26 protein-coding genes are annotated in these 27,000 nt (G+C 63.1%); 9 read left to right on the plus strand and 17 right to left on the minus strand.

The annotated features are described in order from the left end of the window. The first annotated feature begins 7 nt into the window (after positions 1–7). The 5 genes from LB513_RS17230 to LB513_RS17250 all read left to right on the plus strand — a co-directional run bounded on the left by LB513_RS17230 (position 8) and on the right by LB513_RS17250 (position 5,395). Positions 8–1,180, plus strand: coding sequence for an iron-containing alcohol dehydrogenase (locus LB513_RS17230; protein ID WP_224664702.1), 1,173 nt, complete (start codon positions 8–10; stop codon positions 1,178–1,180). Between the two features lie 241 nt (positions 1,181–1,421). Continuing rightward, positions 1,422–2,528, plus strand: a complete 1,107-nt coding sequence (locus LB513_RS17235; RefSeq protein WP_224664703.1) for an ABC transporter substrate-binding protein — start codon at positions 1,422–1,424, stop codon at positions 2,526–2,528. Between the two features lie 69 nt (positions 2,529–2,597). Continuing rightward, the gene (locus LB513_RS17240; protein ID WP_224664704.1) at positions 2,598–3,512 is read left to right on the plus strand and encodes an ABC transporter permease; all 915 of its coding nucleotides are present in this window, start codon (positions 2,598–2,600) and stop codon (positions 3,510–3,512) included. Beyond that, positions 3,509–4,300: an ABC transporter permease gene (locus LB513_RS17245; RefSeq protein ID WP_224664705.1), complete on the plus strand. Its 792-nt coding sequence runs from the start codon at positions 3,509–3,511 to the stop codon at positions 4,298–4,300. The genes LB513_RS17240 and LB513_RS17245 overlap by 4 nt, the downstream gene beginning before the upstream one ends. A gap of 30 nt (positions 4,301–4,330) precedes the next feature. Then, entirely contained in the window at positions 4,331–5,395 is a 1,065-nt protein-coding gene (locus LB513_RS17250) for an ABC transporter ATP-binding protein (protein ID WP_224664706.1), read from the plus strand. A gap of 52 nt (positions 5,396–5,447) precedes the next feature. Here the strand turns inward: LB513_RS17250 and LB513_RS17255 are convergent, their stop codons facing one another. The 4 genes from LB513_RS17255 to LB513_RS17270 form a co-directional block, all read right to left on the minus strand. Continuing rightward, on the minus strand, positions 5,448–6,065 hold the full coding sequence (locus tag LB513_RS17255) for a cysteine hydrolase family protein (protein ID WP_224664707.1): 618 nt from the start codon (positions 6,063–6,065) through the stop codon (positions 5,448–5,450). A gap of 21 nt (positions 6,066–6,086) precedes the next feature. Beyond that, the gene (locus LB513_RS17260; RefSeq protein WP_224664708.1) at positions 6,087–6,305 is read right to left on the minus strand and encodes a hypothetical protein; all 219 of its coding nucleotides are present in this window, start codon (positions 6,303–6,305) and stop codon (positions 6,087–6,089) included. A 346-nt stretch (positions 6,306–6,651) separates the two neighbouring features. Further along, positions 6,652–7,374, minus strand: coding sequence for a Crp/Fnr family transcriptional regulator (locus LB513_RS17265; RefSeq protein WP_224664709.1), 723 nt, complete (start codon positions 7,372–7,374; stop codon positions 6,652–6,654). Positions 7,375–7,533: 159 nt separating this feature from the next. Then, on the minus strand, positions 7,534–7,800 hold the full coding sequence (locus tag LB513_RS17270) for a DUF6894 family protein (protein WP_224664710.1): 267 nt from the start codon (positions 7,798–7,800) through the stop codon (positions 7,534–7,536). A gap of 136 nt (positions 7,801–7,936) precedes the next feature. Here LB513_RS17270 and LB513_RS17275 point away from each other — a divergent pair, with 136 nt between their 5' ends. The 4 genes from LB513_RS17275 to LB513_RS17290 all read left to right on the plus strand — a co-directional run bounded on the left by LB513_RS17275 (position 7,937) and on the right by LB513_RS17290 (position 11,999). Beyond that, positions 7,937–8,227 (plus strand): hypothetical protein, encoded by a 291-nt coding sequence (locus LB513_RS17275; protein ID WP_224664711.1) that lies wholly within the window; start codon positions 7,937–7,939, stop codon positions 8,225–8,227. A 348-nt stretch (positions 8,228–8,575) separates the two neighbouring features. After that, positions 8,576–10,126, plus strand: a complete 1,551-nt coding sequence (locus tag LB513_RS17280) for a cation:proton antiporter (RefSeq protein WP_224664712.1) — start codon at positions 8,576–8,578, stop codon at positions 10,124–10,126. Positions 10,127–10,234: 108 nt separating this feature from the next. Beyond that, positions 10,235–11,146 carry an endonuclease/exonuclease/phosphatase family protein gene (locus tag LB513_RS17285; protein WP_224664713.1) on the plus strand — a complete coding sequence of 304 codons (912 nt, stop codon included), beginning with the start codon at positions 10,235–10,237 and terminating at the stop codon, positions 11,144–11,146. 7 nt (positions 11,147–11,153) lie between these two features. Then, positions 11,154–11,999, plus strand: coding sequence for an EamA family transporter (locus tag LB513_RS17290; protein ID WP_224664714.1), 846 nt, complete (start codon positions 11,154–11,156; stop codon positions 11,997–11,999). A gap of 89 nt (positions 12,000–12,088) precedes the next feature. On the opposite strand, the gene LB513_RS17295 is transcribed toward LB513_RS17290, so the two are convergent. The 13 genes from LB513_RS17295 to LB513_RS17355 all read right to left on the minus strand — a co-directional run bounded on the left by LB513_RS17295 (position 12,089) and on the right by LB513_RS17355 (position 26,795). Continuing rightward, on the minus strand, positions 12,089–12,406 hold the full coding sequence (locus LB513_RS17295; RefSeq protein WP_224664715.1) for a Dabb family protein: 318 nt from the start codon (positions 12,404–12,406) through the stop codon (positions 12,089–12,091). 17 nt (positions 12,407–12,423) lie between these two features. Beyond that, entirely contained in the window at positions 12,424–14,052 is a 1,629-nt protein-coding gene (locus LB513_RS17300; RefSeq protein ID WP_224664716.1) for a GMC family oxidoreductase, read from the minus strand. Positions 14,053–14,064: 12 nt separating this feature from the next. Next, positions 14,065–14,826 (minus strand): 3-ketoacyl-ACP reductase, encoded by a 762-nt coding sequence (locus LB513_RS17305; protein ID WP_224664717.1) that lies wholly within the window; start codon positions 14,824–14,826, stop codon positions 14,065–14,067. Beyond that, positions 14,823–16,325 (minus strand): FAD-dependent oxidoreductase, encoded by a 1,503-nt coding sequence (locus LB513_RS17310; protein ID WP_224664718.1) that lies wholly within the window; start codon positions 16,323–16,325, stop codon positions 14,823–14,825. The genes LB513_RS17305 and LB513_RS17310 overlap by 4 nt, the downstream gene beginning before the upstream one ends. Positions 16,326–16,327: 2 nt before the next feature. Further along, entirely contained in the window at positions 16,328–17,443 is a 1,116-nt protein-coding gene (locus LB513_RS17315) for an ABC transporter ATP-binding protein (RefSeq protein ID WP_224664719.1), read from the minus strand. A 4-nt stretch (positions 17,444–17,447) separates the two neighbouring features. After that, entirely contained in the window at positions 17,448–18,392 is a 945-nt protein-coding gene (locus LB513_RS17320) for a carbohydrate ABC transporter permease (RefSeq protein WP_224664720.1), read from the minus strand. Beyond that, positions 18,389–19,345 (minus strand): carbohydrate ABC transporter permease, encoded by a 957-nt coding sequence (locus tag LB513_RS17325; protein ID WP_224664721.1) that lies wholly within the window; start codon positions 19,343–19,345, stop codon positions 18,389–18,391. The genes LB513_RS17320 and LB513_RS17325 overlap by 4 nt, the downstream gene beginning before the upstream one ends. A 190-nt stretch (positions 19,346–19,535) precedes the next feature. Next, a complete protein-coding gene (locus tag LB513_RS17330; protein ID WP_224664722.1) occupies positions 19,536–20,789 on the minus strand; it encodes an ABC transporter substrate-binding protein in 1,254 nt (417 codons plus the stop codon). Between the two features lie 57 nt (positions 20,790–20,846). Continuing rightward, the gene (locus LB513_RS17335; RefSeq protein WP_224664723.1) at positions 20,847–22,358 is read right to left on the minus strand and encodes an aldehyde dehydrogenase family protein; all 1,512 of its coding nucleotides are present in this window, start codon (positions 22,356–22,358) and stop codon (positions 20,847–20,849) included. A gap of 13 nt (positions 22,359–22,371) precedes the next feature. Next, positions 22,372–23,148: an enoyl-CoA hydratase/isomerase family protein gene (locus tag LB513_RS17340; RefSeq protein WP_224664724.1), complete on the minus strand. Its 777-nt coding sequence runs from the start codon at positions 23,146–23,148 to the stop codon at positions 22,372–22,374. Further along, the gene (locus LB513_RS17345; protein ID WP_224664725.1) at positions 23,141–24,742 is read right to left on the minus strand and encodes an acyl CoA:acetate/3-ketoacid CoA transferase; all 1,602 of its coding nucleotides are present in this window, start codon (positions 24,740–24,742) and stop codon (positions 23,141–23,143) included. The genes LB513_RS17340 and LB513_RS17345 overlap by 8 nt, the downstream gene beginning before the upstream one ends. Next, complete coding sequence (locus tag LB513_RS17350) at positions 24,739–25,755, minus strand: Gfo/Idh/MocA family protein (RefSeq protein ID WP_224664726.1); 1,017 nt, start codon at positions 25,753–25,755, stop codon at positions 24,739–24,741. The genes LB513_RS17345 and LB513_RS17350 overlap by 4 nt, the downstream gene beginning before the upstream one ends. Then, positions 25,752–26,795 carry a LacI family DNA-binding transcriptional regulator gene (locus tag LB513_RS17355; protein ID WP_224664727.1) on the minus strand — a complete coding sequence of 348 codons (1,044 nt, stop codon included), beginning with the start codon at positions 26,793–26,795 and terminating at the stop codon, positions 25,752–25,754. The genes LB513_RS17350 and LB513_RS17355 overlap by 4 nt, the downstream gene beginning before the upstream one ends. Positions 26,796–27,000 lie beyond the last annotated feature (205 nt).

Here is a 27,000-nt window from a genome sequence, read left to right on the forward strand (position 1 = left end):
GACAAAAATGTCCAAGCTGATCTCCAAATGGAACTACCCCACCACCGTCCGCTTCGGCGCCGGGCGCATCAAGGAACTGCCTGAGGTTCTGGCGGCCACCGGTATCAAGCGCCCGCTGTTCGTGACCGATCCGGGCCTGGCGAAATTGCCTGTCGTCGCCTCGACCCTGAAGATCCTCGACGACGCCAAGGTGCCCTACGGCGTCTTTTCGGAAGTGAAGCCCAATCCTGTCGATTCCAATCTGACCGCCGGCATCGCGGTGTTCAAGAACGGCAATCATGACGGCGTGATCGCCTTTGGCGGCGGATCGGCGCTCGACCTTGGCAAACTGATCGCCTTCCAGGCAGGGCAGACGCGCCCGGTGTGGGACTTCGAGGATGTCGACGATTGGTGGACGCGCGCGAACTCCGATGTGATCGCGCCGATCATCGCCGTGCCGACCACTGCCGGCACCGGATCGGAAGTCGGCCGCGCCGGCGTCATCACAAACGAGGCGACGCACACGAAGAAGGTCATCTTCCATCCCAAATTGCTGCCGGCCATCGTCATCGCCGATCCCGAACTGTCGGTCGGCATGCCGAGCTTCATCACTGCCGGTACCGGGATGGACGCGCTCGCCCATTGCCTCGAGGCCTATTGCGCGCCGGGTTATCACCCGATGGCCGACGGCATAGCGGTCGAAGGCATCAGGCTGGTGTTCGAAAACCTGCCCAAGGCCTATGCCAACGGCAATGATCTCGTCGCGCGCGCCCATATGATGAGCGCGGCGGCGATGGGGGCGGCCGCCTTCCAGAAGGGGCTCGGCGCCATCCATTCGCTGTCGCATCCGATCGGCGCCCTTTACGACACCCATCACGGCATGACCAACGCCGTTTTCATGCCCTATGTGCTGGCCTTCAACCGCGAGGCCATCGAGGTTCGCATTGCCAGGCTCGCAGCCTATTGCGGCATCGAAGGCGGCTTCGACGGATTCGCCGAGGCGATCATCAAACTTCGCAAGGATTTGAACGTGCCGCATGCGCTGCCAGACCTGATCAAGGGACTGGACATGGACAAGGAGCGCAAGGACCTGATCGCCGACATGGCGATCGTGGATCCGACCGCCGGCGGCAATCCGGTCGAGCTGACCCGCGAGGCGGCGCTGACCTTGCTCGAAAACGCCATCGCCGGTGCGGTGTGAGGCGGTTCAGCTATCGGAACGATCTCAAAAAGGGGGGAAGGATCGACGTTAAAGAATGAGGGGTAACGAAGAAACCTGTTAGCCGGAAAAAGAATCGTCAAGCGATTGCTACATCAGGTTAAAAAGAGTTTACTTTTTCGCACTGCGAGCATCCGGTTTCACAAAGCTTTCATCTGGCTGTCACATGAAAACGATACCGGATCGCAGGCGTCCAACGGCGTCAGTTCAACGGAGAGAACACATGTTCAAATTCACGGGGAAATTGCTTTCCCTTTCAGCCGCGACCCTGATGGTGTCGTCGGTGCTTTCGTCCGCCGCTTCGATGGACGATCTCGTCAAGGCCGCGAAGGCCGAAGGCCAGCTCACCACGATCGCTTTGCCGCATGATTGGTGCGGTTACGGCGACGTCATCGCCGGCTTCAAGGCGAAGTATCCGGAAATCACCGTCAACGAACTCAACCCCGATGCCGGATCCGGCGACGAGGTCGAGGCGATCAAGGCCAACAAGGACAATAAGGGCCCGCAGGCCCCCGACGTCATCGACGTCGGCCTGTCCTTCGGTCCGACCGCAAAGGCCGACGGCCTGATCCAGCCCTACAAAGTGTCGACCTGGGATTCGATCCCGGACAGCGCCAAGGATGCCGACGGTTACTGGACAGGCGATTATTATGGCGTTCTGTCCTTCCTGGTGAACAAGGATCTGGTCAAGGAATCGCCTGCTGACTGGGCCGATCTGCTGAAGCCGGAATTCGCCAACACGGTCGCGCTTGCCGGCGATCCGCGAGCCTCGAACCAGGCCATCCAGGCCGTCTACGCCGCCGGCCTTTCGGGCGGCGCCGCCGCCGGCGAAGCTGCCGGAACCGCTGGTCTCGACTTCTTTAAGAAGCTCAACGCCGCCGGCAATTTCGTTCCGGTCATCGGCAAGCCGGCCACGCTTGCCCAGGGCCAGACGCCGATTCTGGTGACCTGGGATTACAACGCGCTGGCCGGTCGCGACACGCTGAAGGGCAATCCGCCCGTCGACGTCGTGGTGCCGAAGACCGGCGTCGTCGCCGGCGTCTACGTGCAGGCCATCAGCGCCTATGCGCCGCATCCGAACGCCGCCAAGCTGTGGATGGAATACCTCTATTCCGACGAAGGCCAGATCGGCTGGCTGAAGGGCTATTGCCACCCGATCCGCTTCAACGATCTTGCCAAGAGCGGCAAGCTCCCGGCGGATGTGATGGCCAAGCTGCCGCCGGCTGAAGCCTACACCGCTGCTGTGTTCCCGACGCTCGACGAGCAGGGCAAGTCGAAGGAAGCGATCACCAAGAACTGGGACGCTGTCGTCGGCGCCAACGTCAAGTAAGTTCAGACACCAAATACCGGGCGGCTTCGCGGTCGCCCGGTTCTTTCTCTCGAAGACGGTAGCCGGCGCATGACCGATCTCTCCTTGTCCGATCACGCTGTTGCCGGCAAGACCGCGCCGCCCGCCGAGGCGCGCAGCCTCAGGTTGCCGACCCAGTGGCTTGGGGTCGCGCCTTTTTTCCTCTTCGCCATCATGTTCCTGATCCTGCCGACGCTCTACCTGATGCTTGGCGCGTTCCAGAATGATGCGGGCGAGTTCACGCTGGAGAATATCGCGGCGCTGGCGCAACCCTCGATCGTTTCGGCCTACTGGATTTCGATCAAAGTCAGTCTGGCCTCGTCGCTGATCGGCGCTTTTGCTGGCCTGGCAATCGCCATCGCCATCGTTCGCGGCGGCCTGCCGGACTGGATACGCTCAGCCACCCTGACCTTCTCGGGCGTGGCTTCCAATTTCGCCGGCGTGCCGCTCGCCTTCGCGTTCATCGCAACGCTGGGACGGCTGGGGCTCGCCACGGTAATCCTGAACACCCTGTTCGGCCTCAACATCTATGCGCACGGGTTCAACATCCTGTCTTTCTGGGGCCTCACGCTAACCTATGTCTACTTCCAGATTCCGTTGATGGTGGTCATCATCGTGCCGGCCATCGACGGGTTGAAGAAGGAATGGGGGGAGGCCGCCGCGACGCTGGGCGCGACCATGGCGCAGTACTGGCGCATGGTGGTCATCCCGGTGATCTGGCCAAGTTTCCTTGGCACCGTCATCCTCCTGTTCGCCAACGCGTTTGGTGCGATCGCCACCGCCTACGCATTGACGGGCTCTTCTTTGAACATCGTGCCGATCCTGCTCTATGCCCAGATACGCGGCGACGTGCTGCACAACGCCCATCTCGGCTATGCGATCGCCTTCGGCATGATCGTCATCACCGGGCTCGCCAATGTCTTCTACATCTGGTTCCGAACCCGTTCGGAAAGGTGGCTGAAATGAAGTCCGGTAAATTCTGGGCCTGGGTGGTTTTCGCTCTGGGCGCCGCCTATTTCTTTATCCCGTTGATCGCGACGGTGGAATTCTCGCTGCGCATGCGGCGCGGCGCCTATTCTTTCGACGCCTACCAGATCGTGCTGGGCGACCCTCGCTTCCAGGCGACGTTCGGCTATTCGGTAGTTGCGGCGATCGCCACCATCATCCTGGGCGTGTTGATCGTGGTGCCGGCTGCCTACTGGATAAGGCTTCGCCTGCCGCAATTGCGGCCGGTCGTCGAATTCATCACCTTGCTGCCGCTGGTCATCCCGGCCATCGTCATCGTTTTCGGCTATATCAGGATGTACGGCTCGAATTCGCCGCTGCCGTTCCTGGCTAGCGACATGGGCACCAATGCACTGCTGGTCATCGGCTATGCCATGCTTGCACTGCCCTACATGTATCGCGCGGTGGACACGGGATTGCGCACCATCGACGTCAGGACGCTCACCGAAGCCGCCCAAATCCTCGGAGCCGGCTGGGGAACGATCATAGGCCGTGTGATCCTGCCCAACGTGCTGATCGCGGTCCTGTCGGGCGCCTTCCTGACCTTCGCCATCGTCATTGGCGAGTTCACCATGGCCAGCCTGCTCAACCGGCCCGCCTTCGGCCCGTATCTGCAGAATGTCGGCGCCAACCGCGCCTATGAACCGGCGGCGCTCGCCATAATCGCCTTCGCCATTACCTGGGGCTGCATGTCGCTTATCCAGATCCTGTCCCGCTTCGCGCCGAGATCTGCGAACCGCCCGAATTGATCGAAAAGCACTGATCGAAAGAACAAGACCATGGCCGACCCGTTTCTCTCCATCCAGCACGTGCGCAAATCCTTCGGTCCCACGACTGTGGTGGAGGACTTCAATCTCGACGTCGAGCGGGGCGAATTCGTCTCCTTCCTCGGGCCGTCGGGCTGCGGCAAGACCACCGTGCTGCGCATGGTTGCCGGCTTCGAGGAGCCGAGCGCCGGCAAGATCGTCGTCGGCGGCAAAGACATTACGAGGCTGAAGCCCAACCAGCGCAATGTCGGGATGGTGTTCCAGGCCTATGCACTGTTCCCGAACCTGACCGTGGCGCAGAACATCGGCTTCGGCCTGAAGGTCGCGGGCATGCCGAAGGCGGACATCGATGCCCGTGTCGCCGAGATGCTCGGCATCATCAAGCTGCCGCAGATGGCCGACCGTTACCCCTACCAGCTGTCGGGCGGCCAGCAGCAGCGCATTGCGCTCGCGCGCGCCATCGCACCGAAGCCGAAGCTGCTGCTGCTCGACGAGCCGTTGTCGGCGCTCGACGCCAAGGTGCGCGTATCCCTGCGCGAGGAAATCCGCTCGATCCAGAAGAAACTCGGCATCACCACCATCTTCGTCACGCATGACCAGGAAGAGGCGCTGTCGATCTCGGACCGCATCGCGGTGATGTATGGCGGGAAGGCGGAGCAGGTCGGCACGCCGTTCGAGATCTACAACCGGCCGGCGACCAAGTTCGTCGCCAATTTCGTCGGCACGCTGAACGTCCTCGAAGGCAAGGTCACCGACGCGGCGGCCGGCACGGTGCAGGTCAACACGCAGGAAGTCTCGCTCAAAGGCAAGCTCAACGGATCCAAGTCCGGTGACACTCTGTCGCTGGCGTTACGGCCCGAGGCGATTTCGCTCGGCCGTCAGCCCGGCCGCGACTCCAGCCTTTCGGGCGAAATCTCCGAAGTGCATTTCCTTGGCTCGGTGATCCGGGTCCGCGTCGGAATCGGCGGCAATATGGTCTCGCTGGACACGTTCAACAGCCCGGCCACGCCACCGCCAGCAGTCGGCGAAAGGGCAGAGATCTCGTTCTCCTCGAACGATATGCTGGTGTTGCACTAAGGCGCCTGCCGCATTCAGGCCGGATCACCGCGGCCTGTATGTCGCCTGCGACTTACGGCGCTGTCCAGCGCTCCAGCAATTGGTCAACCACCGTCGTTTCGATGTGCTGGCCGTAGCGTTCACTGAACAGTTCGATCATGGCATCATGGGCCGTATCCGAGGCGCTGCACAACGCATCCTGAACAACGATTGTGCGCAGCCCGTAGTCGGCCGCGCCCAGCACGGTGGAGAGCACGCACATGTCGGTTTCGCCGCCGGTCACAATCAGCGTATCGCAATGCCGTTGCGCCAAATGTTCATGCAGGTTCGTCCCGAGCCAGGGTGAATAAACCGGCTTGTCGATGACCGGCGCAGGCGGCGCAAACCTTCGGAGTTCCGGCACGAGGTCGACCTGCTCCGGTCCAAGGTGTTCCAGCGTCATGTCGGCCCACCGCTCGTAATAGCGTTTCCATGTGCCTTGGCCGTCTCCCGGGCGGCGGGCCGGGATGAACCGTGTGAACACCAGCTCCGAGGGGTGTGCGCTGCACAGGTCAACGATCCGAGGCAACACCCTGTCCATCCAAGGCATCGACCATGGCGACGCCTCGCGGAACATTGCCTGCATATCGACGCAGATGTGCACTGCGTTGGCGCCAATCGGATCGTCGCGTAGGGTGGGGTCGGCGGCCATGTCGGCGTGCTACCTTGTGGTTCAGGCGGTGGTATCGAAGGCGACGCCGAGGCCATGTGCCAGAGCACTGGCCGCGATCATGTCGTCGAGCTCTCTGCCCGACACGGGGCAGTCGCGGAGGACCGAAAGAATGGCCCTCTCGGCTTGGCTGAGCGACACGACGTCATGCCTCTTCTTCCTCACCTCGACATATTGCTCGATGAGCATCTTAAGTCGACGCGCTTGAATCTCGGTTGCCATATCCTTGCCTCCTCCCCGTTGTCGATGCGCTCCCAGGGGAACGACATTTTCCTAATCTGCCACCGAAAACCTTGTTCCATCGATTGCCGCGGAGGGGCGGCAATGTTGCCAAGGCGGGCAAGCGCGCCAGGTTTGGCCGGAGGCAGCCGGCGGCACTGCCGGATATACTTAGGTTGCTATGGTTGGCTGAACTCACGGACGGCCGCACACTGAAGCGCGGAGCACTCCACGACCCCAAGCTGAAGGCGAGCTCTCTATCAAGCAGCGGTGCCGTCTTCAGGTGGTCAGGGGCACCGACCCGTAGGGGATGATGTGAGAGTTCTTCGAGACCTCTCTGCCAGCCCAATCAGGAAGCATGGGCAGGGGCCAATACCAGGCGCTCGTATTCGGCCTCGGGAACACCATAGGAACCGTTGGCCAGCTCGATTAGCCCCGCACGGTCGCGAATGATGATCTGGCCACGCCGAGATTGGATCAGGCCATCCGATTCGAGCAATTGAATTGCAACGGTGACGCCCGGCCGCCTGACGCCCAGCATGACGGCAAGAAAATCATGAGTAATAAACAAGCGATTGCCCACCACCCGGTCGTCGCACATCAGCAACCATCGCGCCAAACGCTCGTCCGTCTTCGATCGTGCGTTCACCAGGGCGGTGTAGCTTGTCTGGATGTGAAACGCATGGACGTAGCGGAGGAGGAAGGGCCGTAAGGTCTTGCTTCGCCGGAGGGCTGAGACAAATGTCTCCGCATCAACCCGAAATGCTTCGCACGTCATCTGGATATAACAATCATGGATGGCGCGATCGTCCCCCATGACGAGTGCGGAGCCCGTCATGCCTTCATGCCCGATTATTCCAACCTCGGCGTCGAGATTGGGGCCTTTGTTGGCCACCATCGAAGCAAGGCCGCTCACGGGGAAATAGACGGATTCAATGGGACCGCCAGCCGTTTCGAGGCGCGCGCGCAACTCCAGGAACACCTCATCCAGATGCGGTTCGAAAAGTTTGAAATCTTCGCGCGAGAGCGCTTCCAACAGCCTGTTTCTTGGTCGTGCGCCCTTCGCAACCATGCATGCTCCCAAAGGGCGAGAGCACGACCACTCCCAGCGTTTGAGGCCCCGACTATTCAAACGATGGATGTGACTAACAGTTACCAGACCACAAATGTGATTTGGTATGAAACCAACATTCAGGAGCGAAATGATACGATCATGAATGATTTCGGACAGTCAGGAGTATCGCTGGGTGCGGTGCATATCCGAAAGATCGTCCGACTCGACGTCAAAGTTCAGCGCCAGCCGCAAGACCACGTTCCCGCTGTCGTTGCGCACCTTGATTTCAAGTCTGTGGTGGTCGCCGTCCGGAAGGCTTTCCCCGATCATTCCGACGAGCGCCGAGATGGCTTCGCGTTTCACGTCCAGACCGGTGCATTCCGTTCCAACTTCGTCCGGGAAGACGGATCCGTTGTCGTCGATGTCGAAATAATAGATCGCCATGGCACCTCCGAGAAATGTCTACTTCTTACCAAAGCCGCTCAGATATCTCATATGATGTATCCTTTGTTGTTCCAACGCGGGAATCTTGAGGGAATGATACCCGATTGACGGGCTCACCCAGTCCAGCGGGGTTGGCATGAACGCAAGATTTTTGAATACCTGCGGCCTGGCACCCGGCGATCTGACGATTTGCCGCAATGTCTTTGATCAGGTTGTCGCCGAGTACGAAGTGCTCCAGCACGAGATCGACCCGGCTGCCCTGGCACTGGCCGTACTCGCCGCCATCCGCCAAGGGATTCCGCAACCAACCGGGGCAAACCTGCTGATAGCTGTGCGAATGCAGCGCGAGAAATTCGTCGTTGAACGGGGCTGCGCTGCCAGGGACAGGCCAACGCATTCGATCCCTGGATCAGAGCTGCGGCAATGAATAGCTGCGCATCAGGACTTTATCCCACTGACCTTGAAGTCTTGAAGCGGGTGTTCGACCAGCTTTGCGCTGAAAGCAGCTGCCTGCCGGGCTCGCCTGCAGCCGAGGCAATGGCGATCAGGTTGATTGCCCTGTTTCAGGGCGGGTGCACCCGGGAAGACGAACTGCTTGCAACCGCGCGCCCTAGCAGCCATCTCAGGCAGGCGGCGTCCGCCTGAAACAAGCTTCGCGTTAAGCCGGATAGGGTTGGACGTGAAACTGGCCATAGGAATCGTGCAGGAGATTTACATCGGGCCAGGGCGTGACTTTGTCTCTGCCAATCGTCTTGTTTCGCCGCTACGATGAGGCATGGCTCTCTTTGAACTGACGCTTATCCTGCTTCTGGTCGCCGTTGCGCTGACGGCATTGTCTCGGCGCGTTCAAGTACCCTATCCGTCCTTGCTGGCACTGGCGGGCGCCGGGATCGCCTTCCTGCCCGGCGTGCCTAAGATCGAGATCGATCCGGAACTCGTGCTTGCCCTGTTCATTGCGCCGGTGCTTCTCGACGCCGCCTATGACACGTCGCTGCGCGACCTCAATCGCTACAGGGTATCGCTTGTCATGCTGGCGCTCGGCGCGGTTGTCTTCACGACGGCGACGGTGGCTTTCGTCGGCTGGAAGCTAGCCGGCCTGCCTATCGCCGCTGCGGTAGCGCTCGGGGCCATCGTCGCCCCGCCCGATGCTGTCGCCGCGTCGGCCGTGCTCGGACAATTCAAGGTCCCCTACCGCATCACCGCCATCCTGCAAGGCGAAAGCCTGCTCAATGATGCGACCGCACTGCTGATCTACCGCATCGCCGTCGCTGCGGCCCTTGGCCCCGTGCTGTTGAGCAGCGCCGCGCCCGTCATTGTCCTGTCCACGGTTGGAAGTCTTGCCGCCGGCTATGTGCTCGGCCGGCTGTCTCTCGCCGTGCTTGTGCGAATCGACGACGCGGCGAGCGGCACGGTGGTGCAGTTCGCGGGCACTTTCGGCGTCTGGATCCTGGCCGACAGGCTCGGGCTTTCCGCCATCATTACCATCGTCGTCTATGCCATGACCATAGCGCGCACGGCGCCGCGCCGCATGTCGGCAAGGAAGCGCGTCAGCTCCTATTCCGTCTGGGAAACCGTGGTCTTCGTGCTCAACGTGCTCGCCTTCGTGCTGATGGGCCTGCAGGCGCGTTCGATCTTCGAGCGGCTCGCCGGTGATGGGCAGGCCCAGGCGTTCCTGTTCGCCGCCGCCGTGCTGGCGGTCGTCATCGTTTCGCGTCTCGTCTGGGTGCTCGGCTACGGCGCGGTCATCAGAGGACTTGCGCGTTTCGGCAGCGGCGAGCGACGCGCGGGAGCCCCGACAGTTCGCGGCGGCATCCTGGTCGGCTGGTGCGGCATGCGCGGCCTGGTGACGCTGGCGGCCGCGTTCGCCCTGCCCGCTGATTTCCCCGGGCGGGATCCGATTGTGCTCGCGGCGTTCACGGTTGTCCTTGGAACCCTGGTGCTGCAGGGCATGACCCTGAGGCCGCTGCTGGGTATCCTCGAACTCGGGCTTGATGGAACGGTCGACAGAGAGGTTGCACAGGCCGGTGTGGTGGTCGCCGAAGCAGCGCTCGATATATTGAGCGGCAAGACGTCGAGTGCCGCGGCGGTGGTGCGCGAGCAATATGCCGCCCAGCGTGCGATCGCGGAGAATCCGGGCGATGCAAAGGCGGTAACGGAATTCGACCGGCTGCGTCTCTATGCGATCAAGAGCCAGCGTGACGCGCTGGAGGAATTGCGCCGCAACGGCACGATCGGCGATGAGGCCTATCATCGCCTCGAGGAGGAACTGGACTGGACCGAACTCGCGGTTTCGCCACCTGGACGCTTCCAGCCGCTGACGACGTGATCCGGCCGCCGCCCGAACATGCTCTGGCCCAAGGGCGGGCGTCGTCCACACATTGCAACCGACCCGCCGAGCCGCTACTGCCATCCTCAAAAGTGAGCCGGGTAAGCAATGAAGCTGATCAGCTACAACATCCAGTACGGGTTTGGCGGCGATGGTCGCTACGATCTTTCGCGCGCCGCCGGTGTCGTGGCCGGAGCCGACATCATAGCCTTGCAAGAGGTCGAACGTAACTGGCAGCGCAGCAATTTCGACGACCAGCCTGAACTGCTTTCCCGTCTGCTGCCGGACTATCATTGGGTCTACGGACCGGCCTTCGACATGGACGCCAGCGAAAGGCGGGACGGCCATGTCGTGAACCGCCGTCGGCAGTTCGGCACCATGCTCCTGTCCAGGCTGCCGATCGTGTGGTCGCGGCTGCACGCCCTGCCGATGCGGCGCACGCTGCGGCCCCTCAACACCCGCAACGCCGCGCTGGAGTGCATGATCCGCACCCCGGCCGGCCCGGTGCGAGTACTGTCGCTGCATCTCGCCCATATCGCGGCCGAGGAACGGCTGGAGCAGATCGATTATCTGCTTGGCGAACATCGCCGGGCGCCGTCCGACGGCGGGCCCTGGAGCGGCATCGACGACGAACCGTCGCGTAACTGGACCAGCGGCGAAGCGGAGCCGGAAAATCCGCTGGCGGCAATCTGGATGGGCGACTTCAACATGGAACCGGGCAGCGCGGAATATCTTCGCATCTCCGGCAGTACGCCCTATCATCGGGGAGCGGCCTATATCGACGGCTTCGTCGATGCGGCCGCCGTCGCCAGCGAGGCGACCACCGATTTCCATACGCATGTGAAGACGATCGACGGCAGGCTTGCAAAGCGCCGGCTCGACCATTGCTTCGTCGGCGGCATGTTTGCGGGGCGCGTGCGCTCGGTCGGAGCCGATATCGGCGAAATCGCTTCCGACCATTTCCCATTGCGGGTCGATATCGACCTCGAGACGCCACTCCCCATGCAGCACGGCGGATGAGCCAGAAATGACCTTGTTCGTTTTCTTCGCGGTGCTTTCCGCCGCCGCCATGCATGCGATCTGGAACGCTTTGGTCAAGGTCCATCTCGACCGCTTCCTGTCGATCACGCTGATGACGTTCGGCATGGGCACCGCAGCGCTTGTGGTGCTGCCCTTCGTCGAAGTGCCAAAGGCCGAGGTGTGGCCCTACATCATCGCGTCCGTCTTCTTCCATATGGGCTACCGGACCTTCCTGATCGGCGCCTACAAGGCCGGTGATTTCGCCCAAACCTACCCGCTGGCGCGCGGCACCGCGCCGCTGCTGGCCGCGCTTGGCGGCATCCTCCTGGTTTCGGAAATCCCGGGACCATTCGCAATTCTCGGCATCGTTCTGTTGTCGGCGGGCACGTTGGTGATGTCGTTTCGCGGCGGTGCGCATCTGGAAAAGCTCAATCTGCGGGCGGTCGGCTTCGCGCTCGGCACCTCGATCTTCATCGCCAGCTACACGCTGTCCGACGGCAGCGGCGCACGGCTGGCGGCGTCAGCACAAAGCTATGCCGCCTGGCTGTTCATCTGCGATGCGTTCGGGGCGCTGGTCTTGTGCCTGATATTTCGCGGGCCGAAGGCGTTTCCCGTCCTGGCGCGCGACTGGAAGACCGGGTTGTTCACCGGCGTGCTCAGCGGCGCGGCCTATTGGATCGTCATGTGGGCGATGACCAAGGCGCCGATCGCCTCCGTCGCCTCCTTGCGGGAGACCTCTATCCTGTTCGCGATGCTGATCTCGGTCTACGCGCTTGGCGAGAAGATGACGGGCTGGCGCGGCGTCGCCGCACTCAGCATCGTCGCCGGGGTGTTCGCGCTCAGGATGGGTTAAGCCACACTCTTTGCATCTCCAAGTCAGCGATATGTCGTCCGTCCGGCAAAAGAAAACAGCGGCTTAGCCGGCTTTCGAGAGAGAAGCGGTCACTTTTTCGTAAGGTCGAGATCGACGACCATCAGTCCATCCGTGCCGCCCTCGAGGGCTGCGACCAACCGCGCGCCGGCCCGCTTGTGCGCCTCATGCACGAGATAGGCGTCGCGGGCGGTCGCATCGCGGAAATCGACGGTGAAGCCATGGCTAAAACCGCGCGCGAAAGGCTCCGGGCTGACATTGGCGCTGAACAGCACCGTGTCCATGCCGTCGATCACCTGTCGCAACGCTTCCAGGTCGGCGTGGATCGCCTCGCGTTCTTTAGCTGCGACATCGGCGCGGAATTTGACGAAGACACAGTGCCTGATCATGGGGTGTTCCTTCCAGTTTAGGCTGCCCGATTGCCGGAAAACACCGCCGGCGGCAGCGGCTCGCGGCCGAGGATGAGGTCGGCGCCCTTTTCGCCAACCATGATGGTCGGCGCATTGGTGTTGGAGGAGGGGACGCGCGGCATCACCGATGCGTCGCAGACGCGCAGGCCCTCGATTCCGCGCAGGCGCAGGTCCGGCGTCACCACGGCCATGTCGTCATGGCCCATGCGACAGGTGCCGACCGGATGGTGGTCGGTTTTGGAACTGCGGCAGGCGTAGGCGATCAGCTCTTCGTCGCTGGCGAGGGACGGGCCCGGCAGCACTTCGCGCAGCACATACGGCGCAAGCGCCTTCTGGCGCATGATCTCCCGCGCCAGCCGCAGCCCCTTGAGAGACATGTCGCGATCGTAGGGATCAGACCAGTAGTTCGGGTCGATCAGAGGATGGTCGGCCGGATCGCCGCTCTTCAGCCGCACCGTGCCGCGCGAGCGCGGGCGCAGGAAGGCCGAGTTCAAGGTGACGCCCGGATTGTTCAGCTTCTCGACCCCAGCCTCGATCCCCGAGCCAAGACCGAGATGGAACTGGATGTCGGGCGAGGCGGCGGTCGGGTCGGCGTACCAGAAGCCGCCGGTCTCGAACAGGCTGGAGGCGACCGGCCCCTTCTTCAGCAGTAGATATTGCAGGCCGGCCCAAGCCGTGCGGTGCAGCTTGGCGTAGCTGTCATAGGTGTGGTCGCCGGTGCATTCGGCTATAACGAACAGATCGAGATGATCCTGCAGGTTGGAGCCGACGCCGGGCAAGTCGTGCAGCGGCGTCACGCCGACGGATTTCAGATGATCGGCCGGGCCGATGCCCGATTGCATCAAGAGTTTCGGCGATCCGATGGCGCCGGACGAGACGATCACCTCGCGCTCGGCGCGCAGGATTGTCTTCTGCCCGCCCGGCCTGTCGACGATCTCGACACCGATGGCGCGACCTTTCTCGATGACGATGCGGGTCACCAAGATGTCGGCCCTGACGGTGAGGTTCTTGCGCGCGCGGATGGGCTTCAGATAGGCGACCGAGGCGGAGGAGCGGCGGGCATCCTTCTGGGTCAGTTGATAGTAGCCGACGCCTTCCTGCCTGGCGCCGTTGAAATCCGGATTGAAGGGAATGCCCATCTCCTGGCCGGCGCGGAAATAGGCCTCGCAGATCGGCAGCGGTGCGATCGGGTTGGAGACGCCGAGCGGCCCCTCGTCACCATGAAAGTCGTTGGCGTAGCGCTGGTTGTTTTCGGCGCGCTTGAAATAGGGCAGCACGTCGCGATAGCCCCAGCCCGCCAGGCCTTCTTCCTTCTCCCAGGCATCATAGTCGCGGGCATTGCCGCGTGTGTAGATCTGGGCGTTGATCGAGGAGCCGCCGCCGACCACCTTGGCCTGCGTGTACCAGAAGACGCGGTCCTTCATATGCTTCTGCGGCACGGTCGACCAACCCCAGGACGCGATGCCCTTGGTCATCTTGGCGAACCCGGCCGGCATATGGATATAGGGGTGCCGGTCCTTGCCCCCGGCTTCAAGAAGGAGAACCGAAGTGCCGGGATCCTCGCTCAGCCGATTGGCCAGAACGCATCCGGCCGGGCCGGCGCCCACGATTATATAGTCCGTCATGAGCCCATCCATTTACAATCGCGGCACGGACAGCGCGCCGTCGACATTGATGACCGAGCCGGTCGAGAAGCCGAGCTTGCCGCCGGCAAGCGTGGCCACCACCGCGCCGATGTCGGACGCCTCGCCCCAGCGCCTGGCCGGCACCAGCCCGCCATCGATCAGCCCATCGTATCTGGCGGCCACGCCGGCGGTCATGTCGGTGCGGATGATGCCGGGCCGCACCTCGAAGACACCGATATTCTCGTCGGCAAGCCTGAGCGCCAGGTTCTTCACCCACATGGAAAGCCCGGCCTTCGAGACGCAGTAGTCGGAGCGTTCCGGCGAGGCCATGTCGGCGCTGACTGAGGTGATGGTGATGATCGATCGAGCGTGATCGCCGGGCGTGGCCAGCATAGCCTTGGCGACGGCCTGGCTGAGGAAGACCGTGCCGCGCAGATTGATGCCCAGGATGCGGTCGAAATTTTCGGGCTGCAGCTCCAGCAGGTCGCCGCGAACGGCAGCGCCCACGCCGGCATTGTTGACAAGGCAGTCTATGCGGCCGAAGGCGCGCATGGCCGCGTCGACGAGCGTTGCGTGAACCGAGAGATCGGCTATGTCGCACCGGACATAGGCGAAGTTCGCGCCGCGCGCTGTGAGGTCAGCGGCGAGTTCGCGCGGAGCGTCTTCGGCAAGGTCGGCGACCAGAATGTCGAAACCGGCTTCCGCCAGCGCCTGGGCACAGGCGAGGCCAATGCCACGCGCGCCGCCGGTGACGATGGCGGTGGGGCGGGTCATGCAACCAGCTCCACCCTGCGGATGTGGTCGGCGACGCGCAGCGCTTGTGCCGCGATCGACAGTGCCGGATTGACCGCTGCAGAGGTTGGCAGGAAACTGCCGTCGACGACGAACAGGTTGCGGTGATCGAAGGCGCGGCAGAAGGGATCGAGCGGCGCGGTGGCGGGATCGTTGCCCATCCTGACGGTGCCGCACTGGTGCGACGGCGTGCGCTTGTCGAATGGGCGCGACAGGACGATGGGGTAACCGCAGGCGCGGAAATTCTCGCGCATCACCTTGGTCAGCCCGTCGAGCGACTGCATGTTGGAACGCCGCCACTGCATGACGATGTCCTTGCCGTCGACCATGATACGGCTTTCGGGGTCGGGCAGGTCCTCGCACATCAGGTACCAGTCGACGGCATGGCCGGCCATGAAATCGAGTGCGAACCGCGGCATTCGCTTGACGTTGGCCTGCAGCATGTTGCCGTCGATCTTGCCGAGCAGCTGGACGTTGCCGAGCGGCTTGCCGCCCTTGCCGTCCGACAGGTAATAGTCGTTCACCATAAGCGTTTTCTGGTAGACGGAATTGTTGCGGCGGCGCGGATCGATCGCCAGCATGGCGCTTGAATTGTGGTTCATGAAATTGCGGCCGACCTGGTCGGAGCGGTTGGCGAGGCCCTTGCCATCGACTGACGGCGAACGCATCAGGATGACGGCGGAATTGACGGCGCCGGCGGCAAGGATGACCAGCTTCGGCGACAATTTCTTGAGTTCGCCATTTTGCCGGTAGTGGACAGCAGCGATGGTCCTGCCGTCGGGTGCCGCTTCCAGATACTCGACATGGCAGCCGGTCTCCAGCTGGATGTTGCTGTCCTTCAGCGCGGCCGTCAGCGGCCCCGTCTGGGCGTCCACCTTGCCCTGGCCGGTGTTGGGGAAAGCGTCCCAGCCGGTCTTGCCCTCCGTCAGCCAGGTGTCGATGTCGACACCGAGCGGCAGCGACGCCGGATGGAGGCCGAGCGCCTTGAGCTCGGCGCGGGCGCGCGCGATCGGCGCCTCGTCGGGCACCGGCTTGAAGGCGTAGGGGATCGAATGGAAGGGTTCGGTAGGATCCTCGCCCAATGCGCCGCGCACGCGAAACAATTGCTCCGCCTTCGAATACCAGGGCTCGAACTCGTCATAGGAAAACGGCCAGGCGGGAGAGACACCGCCGAAATGCTCCATCTCGGAGAAATCTTCCTTGCGGTAGCGGATCAGAACCGCGCCGTAGAATTTCGAATTGCCGCCGACATAGTAGTAGTTGCCGGGATTGAAGGCCGCCCCGCCTGCCTCGCGCCACATCTCCTTCGGCCGGTAATGCCCGTGAACGAAAATGGAGCGGGTGTCGCGCGCATGCGGTGTCGCCGGCAAAGGTTCGCCGCGCTCCAGGATCAGGATCGAGGCGCCGCTGCCGGCAAGGCCCGACGCAATCGTGGCGCCGCCGACGCCCGAGCCGATGATGACGATGTCGGGATTTGTCATGGTTAGCGGATGCGGGTTTCGGTCGCCGGATCGAAGAACACCGCCTTGGTCAAATTGAAGGCGAGCGGAGTGTTCGTGCCGGGCTGGATGTTGGCGTCGGCGCGCAGACGCGCCACCACGCCCTTGCCGCCCAGATTGGTGACGGCGAAAGTGTCCGAGCCCGCCGGTTCCACCACTTCGATGTGGCAGTCGGCGGTGGCGATGTTGGAGGCGTTGCGCTCGGCGCCTTCCGGATCGGTCAGCGCCTCGGGCCGCACGCCGAAGATGATCGGCTTGCCCTGGAATGCCGAAAGACCCGCCGGCGCGTTGGCCATCGGCAACGAGATCGGCTCGCGCGCCTCGCGCTGCAGCACGACGGACAGCGCGTTGCCCTCGGCCCCGATCGTCGCCGGTATCAGGTTCATCGCCGGCGAACCCATGAAATCGGCGACGAAGAGGTTACTGGGGTTGTTGTAGATCTCGGCCGGGGTGCCGAACTGCTGTACCTCGCCGTCACGCATGACGGCGATCTTGGTTGCAAGGGTCATGGCCTCGATCTGGTCGTGGGTGACGTAGACGATGGTGGTGCCGGTCGTGGCATGGAGGCGCTTGATCTCGATGCGCATGTCGACACGCAGCTTGGCGTCGAGATTGGACAGCGGCTCGTCGAACAGGAACAGCTTGGGGTCGCGTACCAGCGCCCGGCCCATGGCGACGCGCTGGCGCTGGCCGCCGGAAAGCTGGCTCGGCTTGCGCTGCAGGAGATGGCCGATCTGCAGCACTTTCGCCACCTTGTCGATGGCCTTTTGCCGCTCCGCTGCCGGCACGCCGCGCATCTCCATGCCGAAGGAGATGTTCCCGGCGACCGTCATGTTCGGATAGAGCGCGTAGCTCTGGAACACCATGGCGATGTCGCGCTTGGAGGGATGCAGATCGTTGATGGTGCGGCCGTCGACGCGGATTTCGCCGGCGGTGATGGTTTCCAATCCGGCGATGGTATTGAGCAACGTGGACTTGCCGCAGCCGGACGGACCGACCAGCACAAGGAAGCCGCCTTTTTCGAGGTCGAGGTCGATTCCTTTCAGGATCTCCACCTGGCCGAAGCGCTTGCGCAGACCATCGATTTCAAGAAAAGCCATCGAATTATCCTTTGACGGCGCCAGCCATGAGACCGCGCACGAAGTAGCGGCCGGCGAGCACATAGACGAGCAGGGTGGGGAGGGCGGCGATCATCGCGGCCGCCATGTTGACGTTGTATTCGACGACGCCGGTCGAGGTGTTGACGACGTTGTTGAGCGCCACGGTCATCGGCATCGCGTCGCCGGTGCCGGCATAGGCGGAGGCGAACAGGAAGTCGTTCCAGATGTTGGTGAACTGATAGATGACGGTGACGACGATGATCGGCAACGAGTTCGGCAGCATAATGCGGCGGAAGATCTGAAAGAAAGAGGCGCCGTCGACCTGGGCTGCCTTGACCAGCTCGGTCGGGAAGGCCTCGTAATAATTGCGGAAGAACAGGGTGGTGAAGCCGATGCCGTAGACGACATGGACGAAGACGAGGTTGACCGTCGGGTTGCCGAGGCCGAAGCTCGTGCCGAACGTGTTCTGCAGCGTCACGCCGAAGCGGCCGAGACTTCCCAGTATGGTCGCCATCGGCAGCAGCACAGACTGGAAGGGGATGAAGCAGGCAAACAGCATCAGGCCGAACACCAGTGTGGCGCCGCGAAAACGCCATTTGGTCAGCACGTAGCCGTTGAGCGCGCCGAGCATGGTGGAGATCAGGACGGCCGGGACGACCATCTTTATGGAGTTCCAGAAATAGCCCTTGATGCCTGCGCAGGTGAGACCGACGCAGGTTTCGCCCCATGCCTTGAGCCATGGCTCGAAGGTCGGTGCCCGAGGCAGGGCCAGCATGTTGCCGTTCTGGATCTCGTCCATGGTCTTGAAGGAGGTGACCAGCATGACGAATAGCGGCATCAGGTAAAAGACCGCGAACAGCGCCAGCAGCCCGTAGATGACGATGCGGTTGGCAAGCTTGACGTTCATGCCGCCGGGGGCCTGGCGGGTTGAAGTGGCAACGGCGCTCATCGCGGCTTCTCCCGCAGTTCCGAATAGAGATAGGGGACGATGATGGCGACGATGGTCATCAGCATGATCACGGCGCTGGCCGAGCCGACGGCCATTTCGTTGCGCTTGAACGTGTATTCATACATGAAGTTGGACGGCAGCCAGGCCGAGCCGCCGGGCCCGCCGCTGGTCAGCGCCACGACAAGGTCATACGATTTGATGGCGAGATGGGCGAGCACGATGAAGGCCGACAGGAAGATCGGCCGCAGCAGCGGAATGACGATGCGGCGATAGAGCTGGAAGGTGGTGGCGCCGTCAATTTGCGCCGCCTTCATGATCTCGCCATCGATCCCGCGCAGGCCGGCTAGGAACATCGCCATGATGAAGCCGGAGGCCTGCCAGACGCCGGCAATGACGACGGTGTAGATGACGAAGTCCTTGTTCTTGATCCAGTCGAAATGGAAGCTCGTCCACCCCCATTGATGCAGGGTCTGCTCGAGGCCGAGGCCGGGATCGAGGAACCATTTCCAGGCCACGCCGGTGACGATGAAGGACAGTGCCATCGGGTAGAGGTAGATGGGGCGCAAAGCGCCTTCGCCGCGGATCTTCTGGTCGAGCAGTATGGCCAGGAACAGGCCGAGAGCCAGACAGATGAAGATGTAGAGAAAGCCGAATATGCCCATATTGGTGATGGACGTGTACCAGCTCGAAGGCGGGTCGGTGTCGAAGGTCCACCTCCACAGCCTCTGGTAGGCGCGCGAGCCGGTGATGACGTAGGACGGGAAGGTCTTGGAGTTGGTGAAGGACAGGTAGACCGTCCACAGGATGAAACCATAGACGAAAACGATTGTTATGGCGAAACTCGGCGCCAGGACAAGCTTCGGCAGGGCGTCCTGCAGGCGCGATCGCACGGAGACCCGCGGCCGGGTGCGCTCCGGGGTCAGCTTTATCTGTGTCGTCGCTACCGAGCTCATGAGTTCCTCCCGTTACGGGCCGTCAGGTCCCCGCCGTCAGCCGGCAAGGACAACGCCGCGCGGACGGGTTGTCGATCGACGCCAGAGAGGCCGACCGTTCGTTTCAACGCTGCATTGCCTCGGAGCCGGGAAGCCCAGGCAAGAACGACAGCCTTCCCCGCCGGGGCGGGGAAGGTGTTTCGTACGGCGCTTACTTCGCGTCGTCGATTGCCTTGACCAGTTCGGTCACGGCTTCGTCCGAGGTCTTGATCTGACCGTGGACGAACTTCGACACGACATCCTTGTACGCATTGGCGACCGCCGGAGGCGCGCCATAGCCCTGCGCCAGCGAGCCGAACAGCTTGCCGCCGTCATTGGCCGCCTTCAGGTCGGCGATGCCCTTCTTGCCGCAAGCATCGAAATCGGTATCCGGAACGTCGGTGCGGGCCGGGACCGACCCCTTGACGACGTTGAAGGCCGACTGGAAGCTCTTCGACAGGGTGGCGGTGGCAAGTGCGATCTGGGCGGCCTTGCGGTCTTCCGGAACGTTGAACATGCCGAACATATCGGAGTTGTAGATCACCGAGCCGTCGGTGCCGGGGAAGCGGTAGCACAGGAAGTCGGTGCCCGGAGCCTTGTTGGCGGCGTGGAATTCGCCCTTCGCCCAATCGCCCATGACCTGCACCAGGGCGTCGCCCTTGATGACCATTGCGGTGGCAAGGTTCCAGTCACGACCCGAGAAGTTCGGATCGACATAGGTGACCAGCTTGGCGAGATTGTCGAACGACTTCTTCATCGTGTCCGACTTCAGCGATTCCTCGTCGAGGTCGTTCATGGCCTTCTTGTAGAAGTCGGGCCCGCCGGTCGACAGCACGACGGAATCGAACATCGTCGCTTCCTGCCAGTTCTGGCCACCGAGCGCGAGCGGGGTCACGCCGGCCGCCTTGGCCTTGTCGAGCAGGGCAACGAAGTCGTCGAAGGTCTTCGGCTCGGTGCCGCCGATCTTGTCCATCACCGCCTTGTTGATCCACAGCCAGTTGACCGAGTGGACGTTGACCGGGGCCGCGACCCACTTGCCGTCATAGACCGAGAACTTCTGGAGGGCCGCCGGAACCGACTTGTCCCAGCCTTCCTTCTTGGCCGTCTCGGTCAAGTCGCCCATGACGCCGGCAGCCGCGTAGTCGAGCACGGTGTAGCCGAGCATCTGTGAGGCAGTCGGATAATTGCCGGCCGCGACCATGGCCTTCAGCGCGGTCATGGCGGCGTCGCCGCCGCCGCCGGCCACCGGCACGTCCTTCCAGGCGTAGCCTTCCTTGGCCAGGTCACCCTTGAGGACGTTGAGAGCAGCCGCTTCGCCGCCCGACGTCCACCAATGCAGCATCTGCACTTCCTTGACGTCCTCGGCGTGGGCCGCGAAAGCCAGGCCGGATGCGAGAGCCGTTCCGATAAGCAGTTTGCGCAACATGTACTACCTCCCTTGTTGCATTAAACGACCGGTGGAGCCCACCGGGTTCTTCCCAACTCAGCCGACCCACCATCCGGTGCGTTGGCCGCGATGAAACTGGATTGTCTTTTCCTCGGTATAATCCTCGACGGCGCGCTTGCCGAGTTCGCGCCCAAGGCCGGACTGCTTGTAGCCTCCGAAAGGCAGTTCGGGATAACCTTCCATGAATGTGTTTACCCAGACTGTCCCCGAACGCACTCCCCGCGCCACCGACATGCAGGTGTCGATGCTCGCGCTCCAAACGCCGGCAGACAAACCATAAGGCGTGTCATTGGCGATGTGCAACGCCTTTTCAATCGATTCAAAAGTCAGCACGGATAGCACCGGGCCGAACACTTCTTCGCGCGCGACGGCCATGTCGCCGGTGATGCCGCGAAGGATGGTGGGGTCGAGATACTGGCCGGCATTCGAGGCCAGCCGTCCGCCGCCGCTGTAGACTCTGCCGCCGGCACTGGCGGCCGCCGTGACATACCCGGTCACCTTGTCCAAATGGTCGGCCGAGATCATGGCCCCGACCTTGGTGTAGTCATCCAGCGGGTCGCCAACCGTGACCCTGGCGGTCAGTTCGCTGACCGCAGCAAGGAAATCATCGGCGATCGCCTCATGCACGATCAGCCGGCTGCCGGCGTTACAGCATTCGCCGGCATTGAAGAAGCCGCCGAACACCGCCGCGTCGGCGGCTGCTTCGAGGTCGGCGTCGGGAAAGACGATCTGGCCGTTCTTGCCGCCCAGTTCCATCGAGACCTTCTTCAGCGATTGCGCCGCCGCCGCCATGGTCAGCTTGCCGACGCGGGTGGAGCCGGTGAACGAGATCATCTCGACCAGCGGATGGCTGACCATCGGCGCCCCGACATCGGCGCCAAGACCAGCGAGGATGTTGACGACGCCCGCAGGCAGGCCGGCCTGCATGAGGATGTCGCCGAGCACGAAGGTCGAGGCGGAGGTCATCTCGCTCGGCTTGACCACGGCCGTGCAGCCGGCGGCGAGCGCGAAAGGCAGTTTCTGGCTGACGATCAGGAACGGGAAATTCCACGGCGTGATGATCGAGACGACGCCGATCGGCTCGCGCAGCACGACGCCCAGCATGGCGTCGCCAAGATTGGCGTAGCTCTCGCCATGGAGGGTGCGGGCGAGCGAAGCGGCATAACGCCAGATGTCGACGGCGCCGCCGATCTCACCGCGCGCCTGGGCAATCGGCTTGCCGGATTCCAGGGCGTCCAGCCTTGCGATCTCTTCCAGCCGCGCCTCTATCAGGTCGGCCGCCTTGAGCAGGATCGCGGCCCGCTCAGACGCTTTCATGCGCGACCATGGGCCGGTCTCGAACGCCTTGTGCGCCGCCTGCACCGCCGCTTCCACCTCGGCCTCGCCCGCCTGGGCATAGTGCGAGACGGTAAAGCCGTGGCCGGGGCTCTTGCGCTCCAGCGTGCGGCCGTCGCGGGCCTCGACATGCTGGCCGTCGATCAGCAGCCGATAGAGTCTCGGCGCTGCGGATGCCTCGGCGGGCATGGCGATATTCAGGGGCGCGTTCATCAGGACTGTTTCTCTAGCTTCTCGAAAATGCTGGTTTCTGCTTGGCCTTAAAGGCGCTCACGCCAGCCTTGAGGTCGCCGGTAAGCGCGATGAAGCTGCTGGCCAGCGCTTCCGTCGCGGCAGCACTCTCCTCGCCTTCGGCGACCGCGATCATCAGCTTGGCTGCCTCCGTCGCCAGCGGGCCGCGGGCGGCGATCCTTTCGGCCCAGGCCTTGGCTTCGGCCAGCCCATTGCCGGTCTCGGTCACCCTGTCGACTACACCCAGAGCAAGTGCTTCGGTCGCCAGAAATGCCTCGCCGCCGAGCGCCATGCGGCGCACGGTCTGCGCGCCGAAGCGGCGCACGGCGCGCTGGGTGCCGGACCAGCCGGGCACGACGCCGATCGAGGTTTCGGGGAAGCCGAGCTTGATTTGCGTTTCCGCGACGCGGAAATCGCAAGCGACCGCCAGTTCCAGACCGCCGCCCAGCGCATGACCGGACAGGACCGCAATGGTCGGCTGCCGCAAACGCGCCAGCCGATCGAACACACGGTGGCCGTAGCGCACCCATTGCACCTGGAAGTCGGCGGCGTTCATCTGCGCCCAGGCCTCGACATCGCCGCCGGCGCAGAAGCCCTTGCCTTCGCCGCAAAGCAAGACGACGCGCACGCCCCCGGCCATCTCCGCTTCGTCGAGCGCCGTCTCCAGCGCGCGCAGCATCGGGATGTCCAGCGCGTTGAACTTGTCCGGGCGACGCAAGGTGATGATGCCGATGGCATCGTCCTGCTCAAACGTAACGAGGCGTTCAGCCATGCGTGCCTCCAAGTGAGGCGCCACCATTCAACGACAGGCCGATCGGGGCGTCGTGGTAGAGGGCTTGCGGTGTGGTCTTCAAATCCCTGGCGACGGAGAGTGGCGTTCCAGCCTGCGCCAGCACATCGCGCTCCAGGTCGATGCCCGGCGCGAGTTCCGTCACCACCAACCCATCCGGCGTCAGCTTCATCACGCAACGTTCGGTGACATAGGTGATGTCCTGCCCCTGCGCGACGGCCCGCTTGCCGGAGAAGGAGATATGCTCGACCTCGTCGATCACCTTCTTGACCTTACCTTCGGCGTCGATGCGAATGCCGCCATCAGCGAGAGAAAGTTTCGCGCCGGCATTGAAGAAGCCGGAGAAGACGATCTTCCTTGCCCGTGCAGTGATGTCGACGAAGCCGCCGGCGCCGGCGGTGACATGCGGTCTGGCAGAGAGCTTCGAGACGTTGACCGAGCCGTGACGGTCGATCTGCAGGAAGGACAGGAGCGACGCATCGAAGCCGCCGGCCTGGAAATAGATGAACTGGTGCGGCGAGGGCATGATCGCCTCGGCGTTGGACGCGCAACCGAATTTGAAGTCGAGCAATGGCACACCGCCGACAGCGCCCTGTTCGATCACCCAGGTGACCTTGCCATGCTGGCCTTCCTCGAGAAGGATGCGCGGGACATTGGCCGAAATGCCGAAGCCGATATTGACCGCCATGCCGTCGCGCAACTCCATGGCGACACGTCGCGCGATGACCTTCTGCACGTTCATCTCGGCATTGCGGAAGGTGGATAGCGGCCGGAAGATTTCACCTGATATGGCCGGGTCGTAAGGGGTCAAGGTCGTCTGCAACTGGTCCGGCGCGACGACGATGTGGTCGACCAGAACTCCCGGCACGCGCACGTCATGCGGCTTCAGCGTGCCGTTCTCGACGACGCGCTTGACCTGCGCAATGACGACGCCGCCATTGTTGCGGGCCGCCAGCGCCTGTTCGAGGCCGCCGAGATACGCGCCCTCATGCTCGTAGGTCAGGTTGCCACGTTCGTCCGCCGTGGTAGCGCGGATGATCGAGATTTGGGGCACGATGGAGCGGAAATAGAGCCATTCCTCGCCATCGAACTGCTGCACCGACACGATGGGCTCGCTGGCAGCCGCGTTCATGGCGCAGCCCTGGTGCCGCGGGTCAGCGAATGTGTCGAGGCCGACCTTGGTCAGCACGCCCGGGCGTTTGGCGGCCGCCTCGCGGTGCATGTCGAACAGGATGCCGGATGGCACATTGTAGGCGGCGACCGAATTATCGCCGATCATCTTCCAGATCTGCGGCGGCTCGGACGAAGAGGGGCCCGACGGATAGGATCCGCACAGCGTCCGCTTCAGAAGGCCGGGTTTGGCCAAGTGATCTATGCCCTTGATGCCATACATGTCGCCGGCGGCGATCGGGTGCAGCGTGGTGATGTTCTTGGGATGACCTTCCGCGTCGAAGCGCTCGCCGATGGCGGCCAATACCGCGTCCGGGCAGCCGAGGCCGCTGGACGACGACACGGACACGACCATGCCATCCTCGATGAGGCTCGCGGCATATGCTGCGGAGACGACCTTGCTCAATTGGCACTCCCGAGTTTCGGGTCGATCGCGACAGCTTGGCCTGATTTCGACGATTGCAAAGCGGCTTCGGCCGCGCTCAGCGACCAGACGCCGTCCTCACCGGTGGCCGAGGGCTGCCCTTCGCCACGAATGGCGGCGTGAAACTGACGCAACGACCGGGTATAGAGGTCCTCGCGGTCGAACTGAATGTCCTCCTCGCCCGCCGCCGTGCGCAGGAGCACCGAGCCGACAGGCCTTTGCGTCATCACGTTCCTGGCGATCAGCGAGCCTTCGGAGCCATGCACCTCGAATCCGGTGTCGGCGAATTTTGTGGTGAAGCCTTCATGCGACTGGGCAATGACGCCGGTCTTGAAGCGCCAGACGCACATGGCGCCGTCCTCGAGCCCGGCTCCGGCCATCCCGGCCGATTGCGTGAAGCAGGAGATCTCCACAGGGTCGTCGCCCAACACAAAGCGCAGCGTGTCGGCATCGTGCACGGTGATGTCAAGCACCACGCCGCCGCCCGCCTCCGGCCTGGTGATGCGCCAACCCTGCAGGTTCTCCGGAAGGTAAACGGAGTGGAAGACGCGCGCCGCAATCGGCTTGCCGATGCGCCCGGCGACAATGGCGTCGCGCATGGCGCGGTGTGCGCCGGCGCTGCGCAGATGGTGATTGGTTCCGAGGACGACGCCGGCCGCGTTGGCGGCTGCGATCATCTGGCGGGCATCGGCGCTGGTCAGCGCCAGGGGCTTTTCGCACAGCACATGCTTCCCCGCCTTGATGGCGGCGAGTGCCTGCTCGAGATGCAACTCATTGGTGGTCGAGATGTAGACGGCGTCGATGCCGCCCTCAAGCAGGCCGTCGAGTGTCGAGACAGCCAGCGGGATGCTGTTTTCCCTGGCGTAGGCCGTTGCCCGTTCAGGGTTGGAACTCATCACCGCCGCGATCTCGCCATCGGACTGTGCGCGGATAGCGTCGATCATGAACTGTTTGGCGATCGTGCTCGCGCCGATCAATCCCCATCTGACGGTCATGCAGCATCTCCTGTTTCCGCGAGCCGATCCGGACCGCTGCTTTCCCTGATCACCAGATTGACCGCACCGATGTGGTCCTCGGCTCGCGTGGTGCGTGACTGGATCATCTTCAACATGGCATGGGCGGCGCGTTCACCGAGGCCGGCGGTGTCCACCGAGACGCTGGTCAGCGCCGGCATGTAATGCTGCGCCTCGACCACGTCGTCGAAGCCGACGACGGCGAAATCAGCGCCCGGCTCTAGCCCGCGCTTGCGCAGCGCAAGCATGACGCCGAAGGCGACGGCGTCGTTGAAGCACAGCGCCGCCGTCGGAGGCTCGTTCCCAGACATTGCCGTTTCCAGGCAGGCCATGCCGCCCCTGCGGCTGGTCTCGCCTTCGACCACTGTGATGTCGGCAGCGGCAATGCCAAGCGCTTCGCAGGCCTCGCGAAAACCGCCAAGCCGCTCATGGTAGACGACAAGGTCCGATGAGCCGCCGAAAAAGGCCAGCCGGCGATGCCCCTTGCCTATGAGATGGGCGGCCGCCAGCCAGGCGCCGCGATGGTTGTCGGGCGCGATCACCGGGATGCGGCTTTCCGGCAGGCGGCGCATGGCAAAGACGACCGGGACGCCCGCCGTTTCCAGGCGATGGAAGGCGCCCGGCGTCGTGCCGCGCGCCGGCGACACGATGAGGCCGGCGACGCCTTGCTCCATCAGCGACTTCAGCACTTCTTCCTGGCGCACCGGATTCTCCGCCGTGTTGGCGATGAAGGGCACGATGCCTGCCGATTGGAAGACCCGCTCCATACCGACCGCCAGTTCGGCGAAAAAAGGATTGGTGAGATCGTTGATGACCATGCCGATGACGTTGGAATGGGCCTTGCGCAGATTGGCGGCGCCGCGGTTGTAGACGTAGCCGACATCCTCGATCGCTTTGCGAACCTTGACCGCGGTTTCAGGCCGGATGAGCCCGCTGCCCTGAAGCACGAGCGACACCGTCGATTTGGACACGCCAGCTTCGCGGGCAATGTCGAAGATCGTGGCCTTGGCCCGGCTGGCCATCCCTGAGCGTCCTCCCGACTTACGCAGCCAAATTATTGGAACGTTCTAATCCTGTGTCGATCTGTGAGTCAATCGGATTCCTTTTGGACCTGGGCGACACTTCCAATGATGGCAGCATTACTTGGTATGCAAAGGCCTCGTTCTCCAGGAGCGTCATTCCCAAAAGAGTGGAGAGCTGATTCCTCGCCTTCTTGATTCATTGGAA

Origin of the sequence: Mesorhizobium sp. ES1-1 (assembly GCF_020164785.1) — a bacterium.
Classification (GTDB): Bacteria; Pseudomonadota; Alphaproteobacteria; order Rhizobiales; family Rhizobiaceae; genus Mesorhizobium.

Bases quoted from the DNA above. Each gene is read 5' to 3' on its own strand.
- LB513_RS17230 (WP_224664702.1), top strand. From the start codon at position 8: ATGTCCAAGCTGATCTCCAAATGGAACTACCCCACCACCGTCCGCTTC.
- LB513_RS17235 (WP_224664703.1), top strand. From the start codon at position 1,422: ATGTTCAAATTCACGGGGAAATTGCTTTCCCTTTCAGCCGCGACCCTG.
- LB513_RS17240 (WP_224664704.1), top strand. From the start codon at position 2,598: ATGACCGATCTCTCCTTGTCCGATCACGCTGTTGCCGGCAAGACCGCG.
- LB513_RS17245 (WP_224664705.1), top strand. From the start codon at position 3,509: ATGAAGTCCGGTAAATTCTGGGCCTGGGTGGTTTTCGCTCTGGGCGCC.
- LB513_RS17250 (WP_224664706.1), top strand. From the start codon at position 4,331: ATGGCCGACCCGTTTCTCTCCATCCAGCACGTGCGCAAATCCTTCGGT.
- LB513_RS17255 (WP_224664707.1), bottom strand. From the start codon at position 6,065: ATGGCCGCCGACCCCACCCTACGCGACGATCCGATTGGCGCCAACGCA.
- LB513_RS17260 (WP_224664708.1), bottom strand. From the start codon at position 6,305: ATGGCAACCGAGATTCAAGCGCGTCGACTTAAGATGCTCATCGAGCAA.
- LB513_RS17265 (WP_224664709.1), bottom strand. From the start codon at position 7,374: ATGGTTGCGAAGGGCGCACGACCAAGAAACAGGCTGTTGGAAGCGCTC.
- LB513_RS17270 (WP_224664710.1), bottom strand. From the start codon at position 7,800: ATGGCGATCTATTATTTCGACATCGACGACAACGGATCCGTCTTCCCG.
- LB513_RS17275 (WP_224664711.1), top strand. From the start codon at position 7,937: ATGAACGCAAGATTTTTGAATACCTGCGGCCTGGCACCCGGCGATCTG.
- LB513_RS17280 (WP_224664712.1), top strand. From the start codon at position 8,576: ATGGCTCTCTTTGAACTGACGCTTATCCTGCTTCTGGTCGCCGTTGCG.
- LB513_RS17285 (WP_224664713.1), top strand. From the start codon at position 10,235: ATGAAGCTGATCAGCTACAACATCCAGTACGGGTTTGGCGGCGATGGT.
- LB513_RS17290 (WP_224664714.1), top strand. From the start codon at position 11,154: ATGACCTTGTTCGTTTTCTTCGCGGTGCTTTCCGCCGCCGCCATGCAT.
- LB513_RS17295 (WP_224664715.1), bottom strand. From the start codon at position 12,406: ATGATCAGGCACTGTGTCTTCGTCAAATTCCGCGCCGATGTCGCAGCT.
- LB513_RS17300 (WP_224664716.1), bottom strand. From the start codon at position 14,052: ATGACGGACTATATAATCGTGGGCGCCGGCCCGGCCGGATGCGTTCTG.
- LB513_RS17305 (WP_224664717.1), bottom strand. From the start codon at position 14,826: ATGACCCGCCCCACCGCCATCGTCACCGGCGGCGCGCGTGGCATTGGC.
- LB513_RS17310 (WP_224664718.1), bottom strand. From the start codon at position 16,325: ATGACAAATCCCGACATCGTCATCATCGGCTCGGGCGTCGGCGGCGCC.
- LB513_RS17315 (WP_224664719.1), bottom strand. From the start codon at position 17,443: ATGGCTTTTCTTGAAATCGATGGTCTGCGCAAGCGCTTCGGCCAGGTG.
- LB513_RS17320 (WP_224664720.1), bottom strand. From the start codon at position 18,392: ATGAGCGCCGTTGCCACTTCAACCCGCCAGGCCCCCGGCGGCATGAAC.
- LB513_RS17325 (WP_224664721.1), bottom strand. From the start codon at position 19,345: ATGAGCTCGGTAGCGACGACACAGATAAAGCTGACCCCGGAGCGCACC.
- LB513_RS17330 (WP_224664722.1), bottom strand. From the start codon at position 20,789: ATGTTGCGCAAACTGCTTATCGGAACGGCTCTCGCATCCGGCCTGGCT.
- LB513_RS17335 (WP_224664723.1), bottom strand. From the start codon at position 22,358: ATGAACGCGCCCCTGAATATCGCCATGCCCGCCGAGGCATCCGCAGCG.
- LB513_RS17340 (WP_224664724.1), bottom strand. From the start codon at position 23,148: ATGGCTGAACGCCTCGTTACGTTTGAGCAGGACGATGCCATCGGCATC.
- LB513_RS17350 (WP_224664726.1), bottom strand. From the start codon at position 25,755: ATGACCGTCAGATGGGGATTGATCGGCGCGAGCACGATCGCCAAACAG.
- LB513_RS17355 (WP_224664727.1), bottom strand. From the start codon at position 26,795: ATGGCCAGCCGGGCCAAGGCCACGATCTTCGACATTGCCCGCGAAGCT.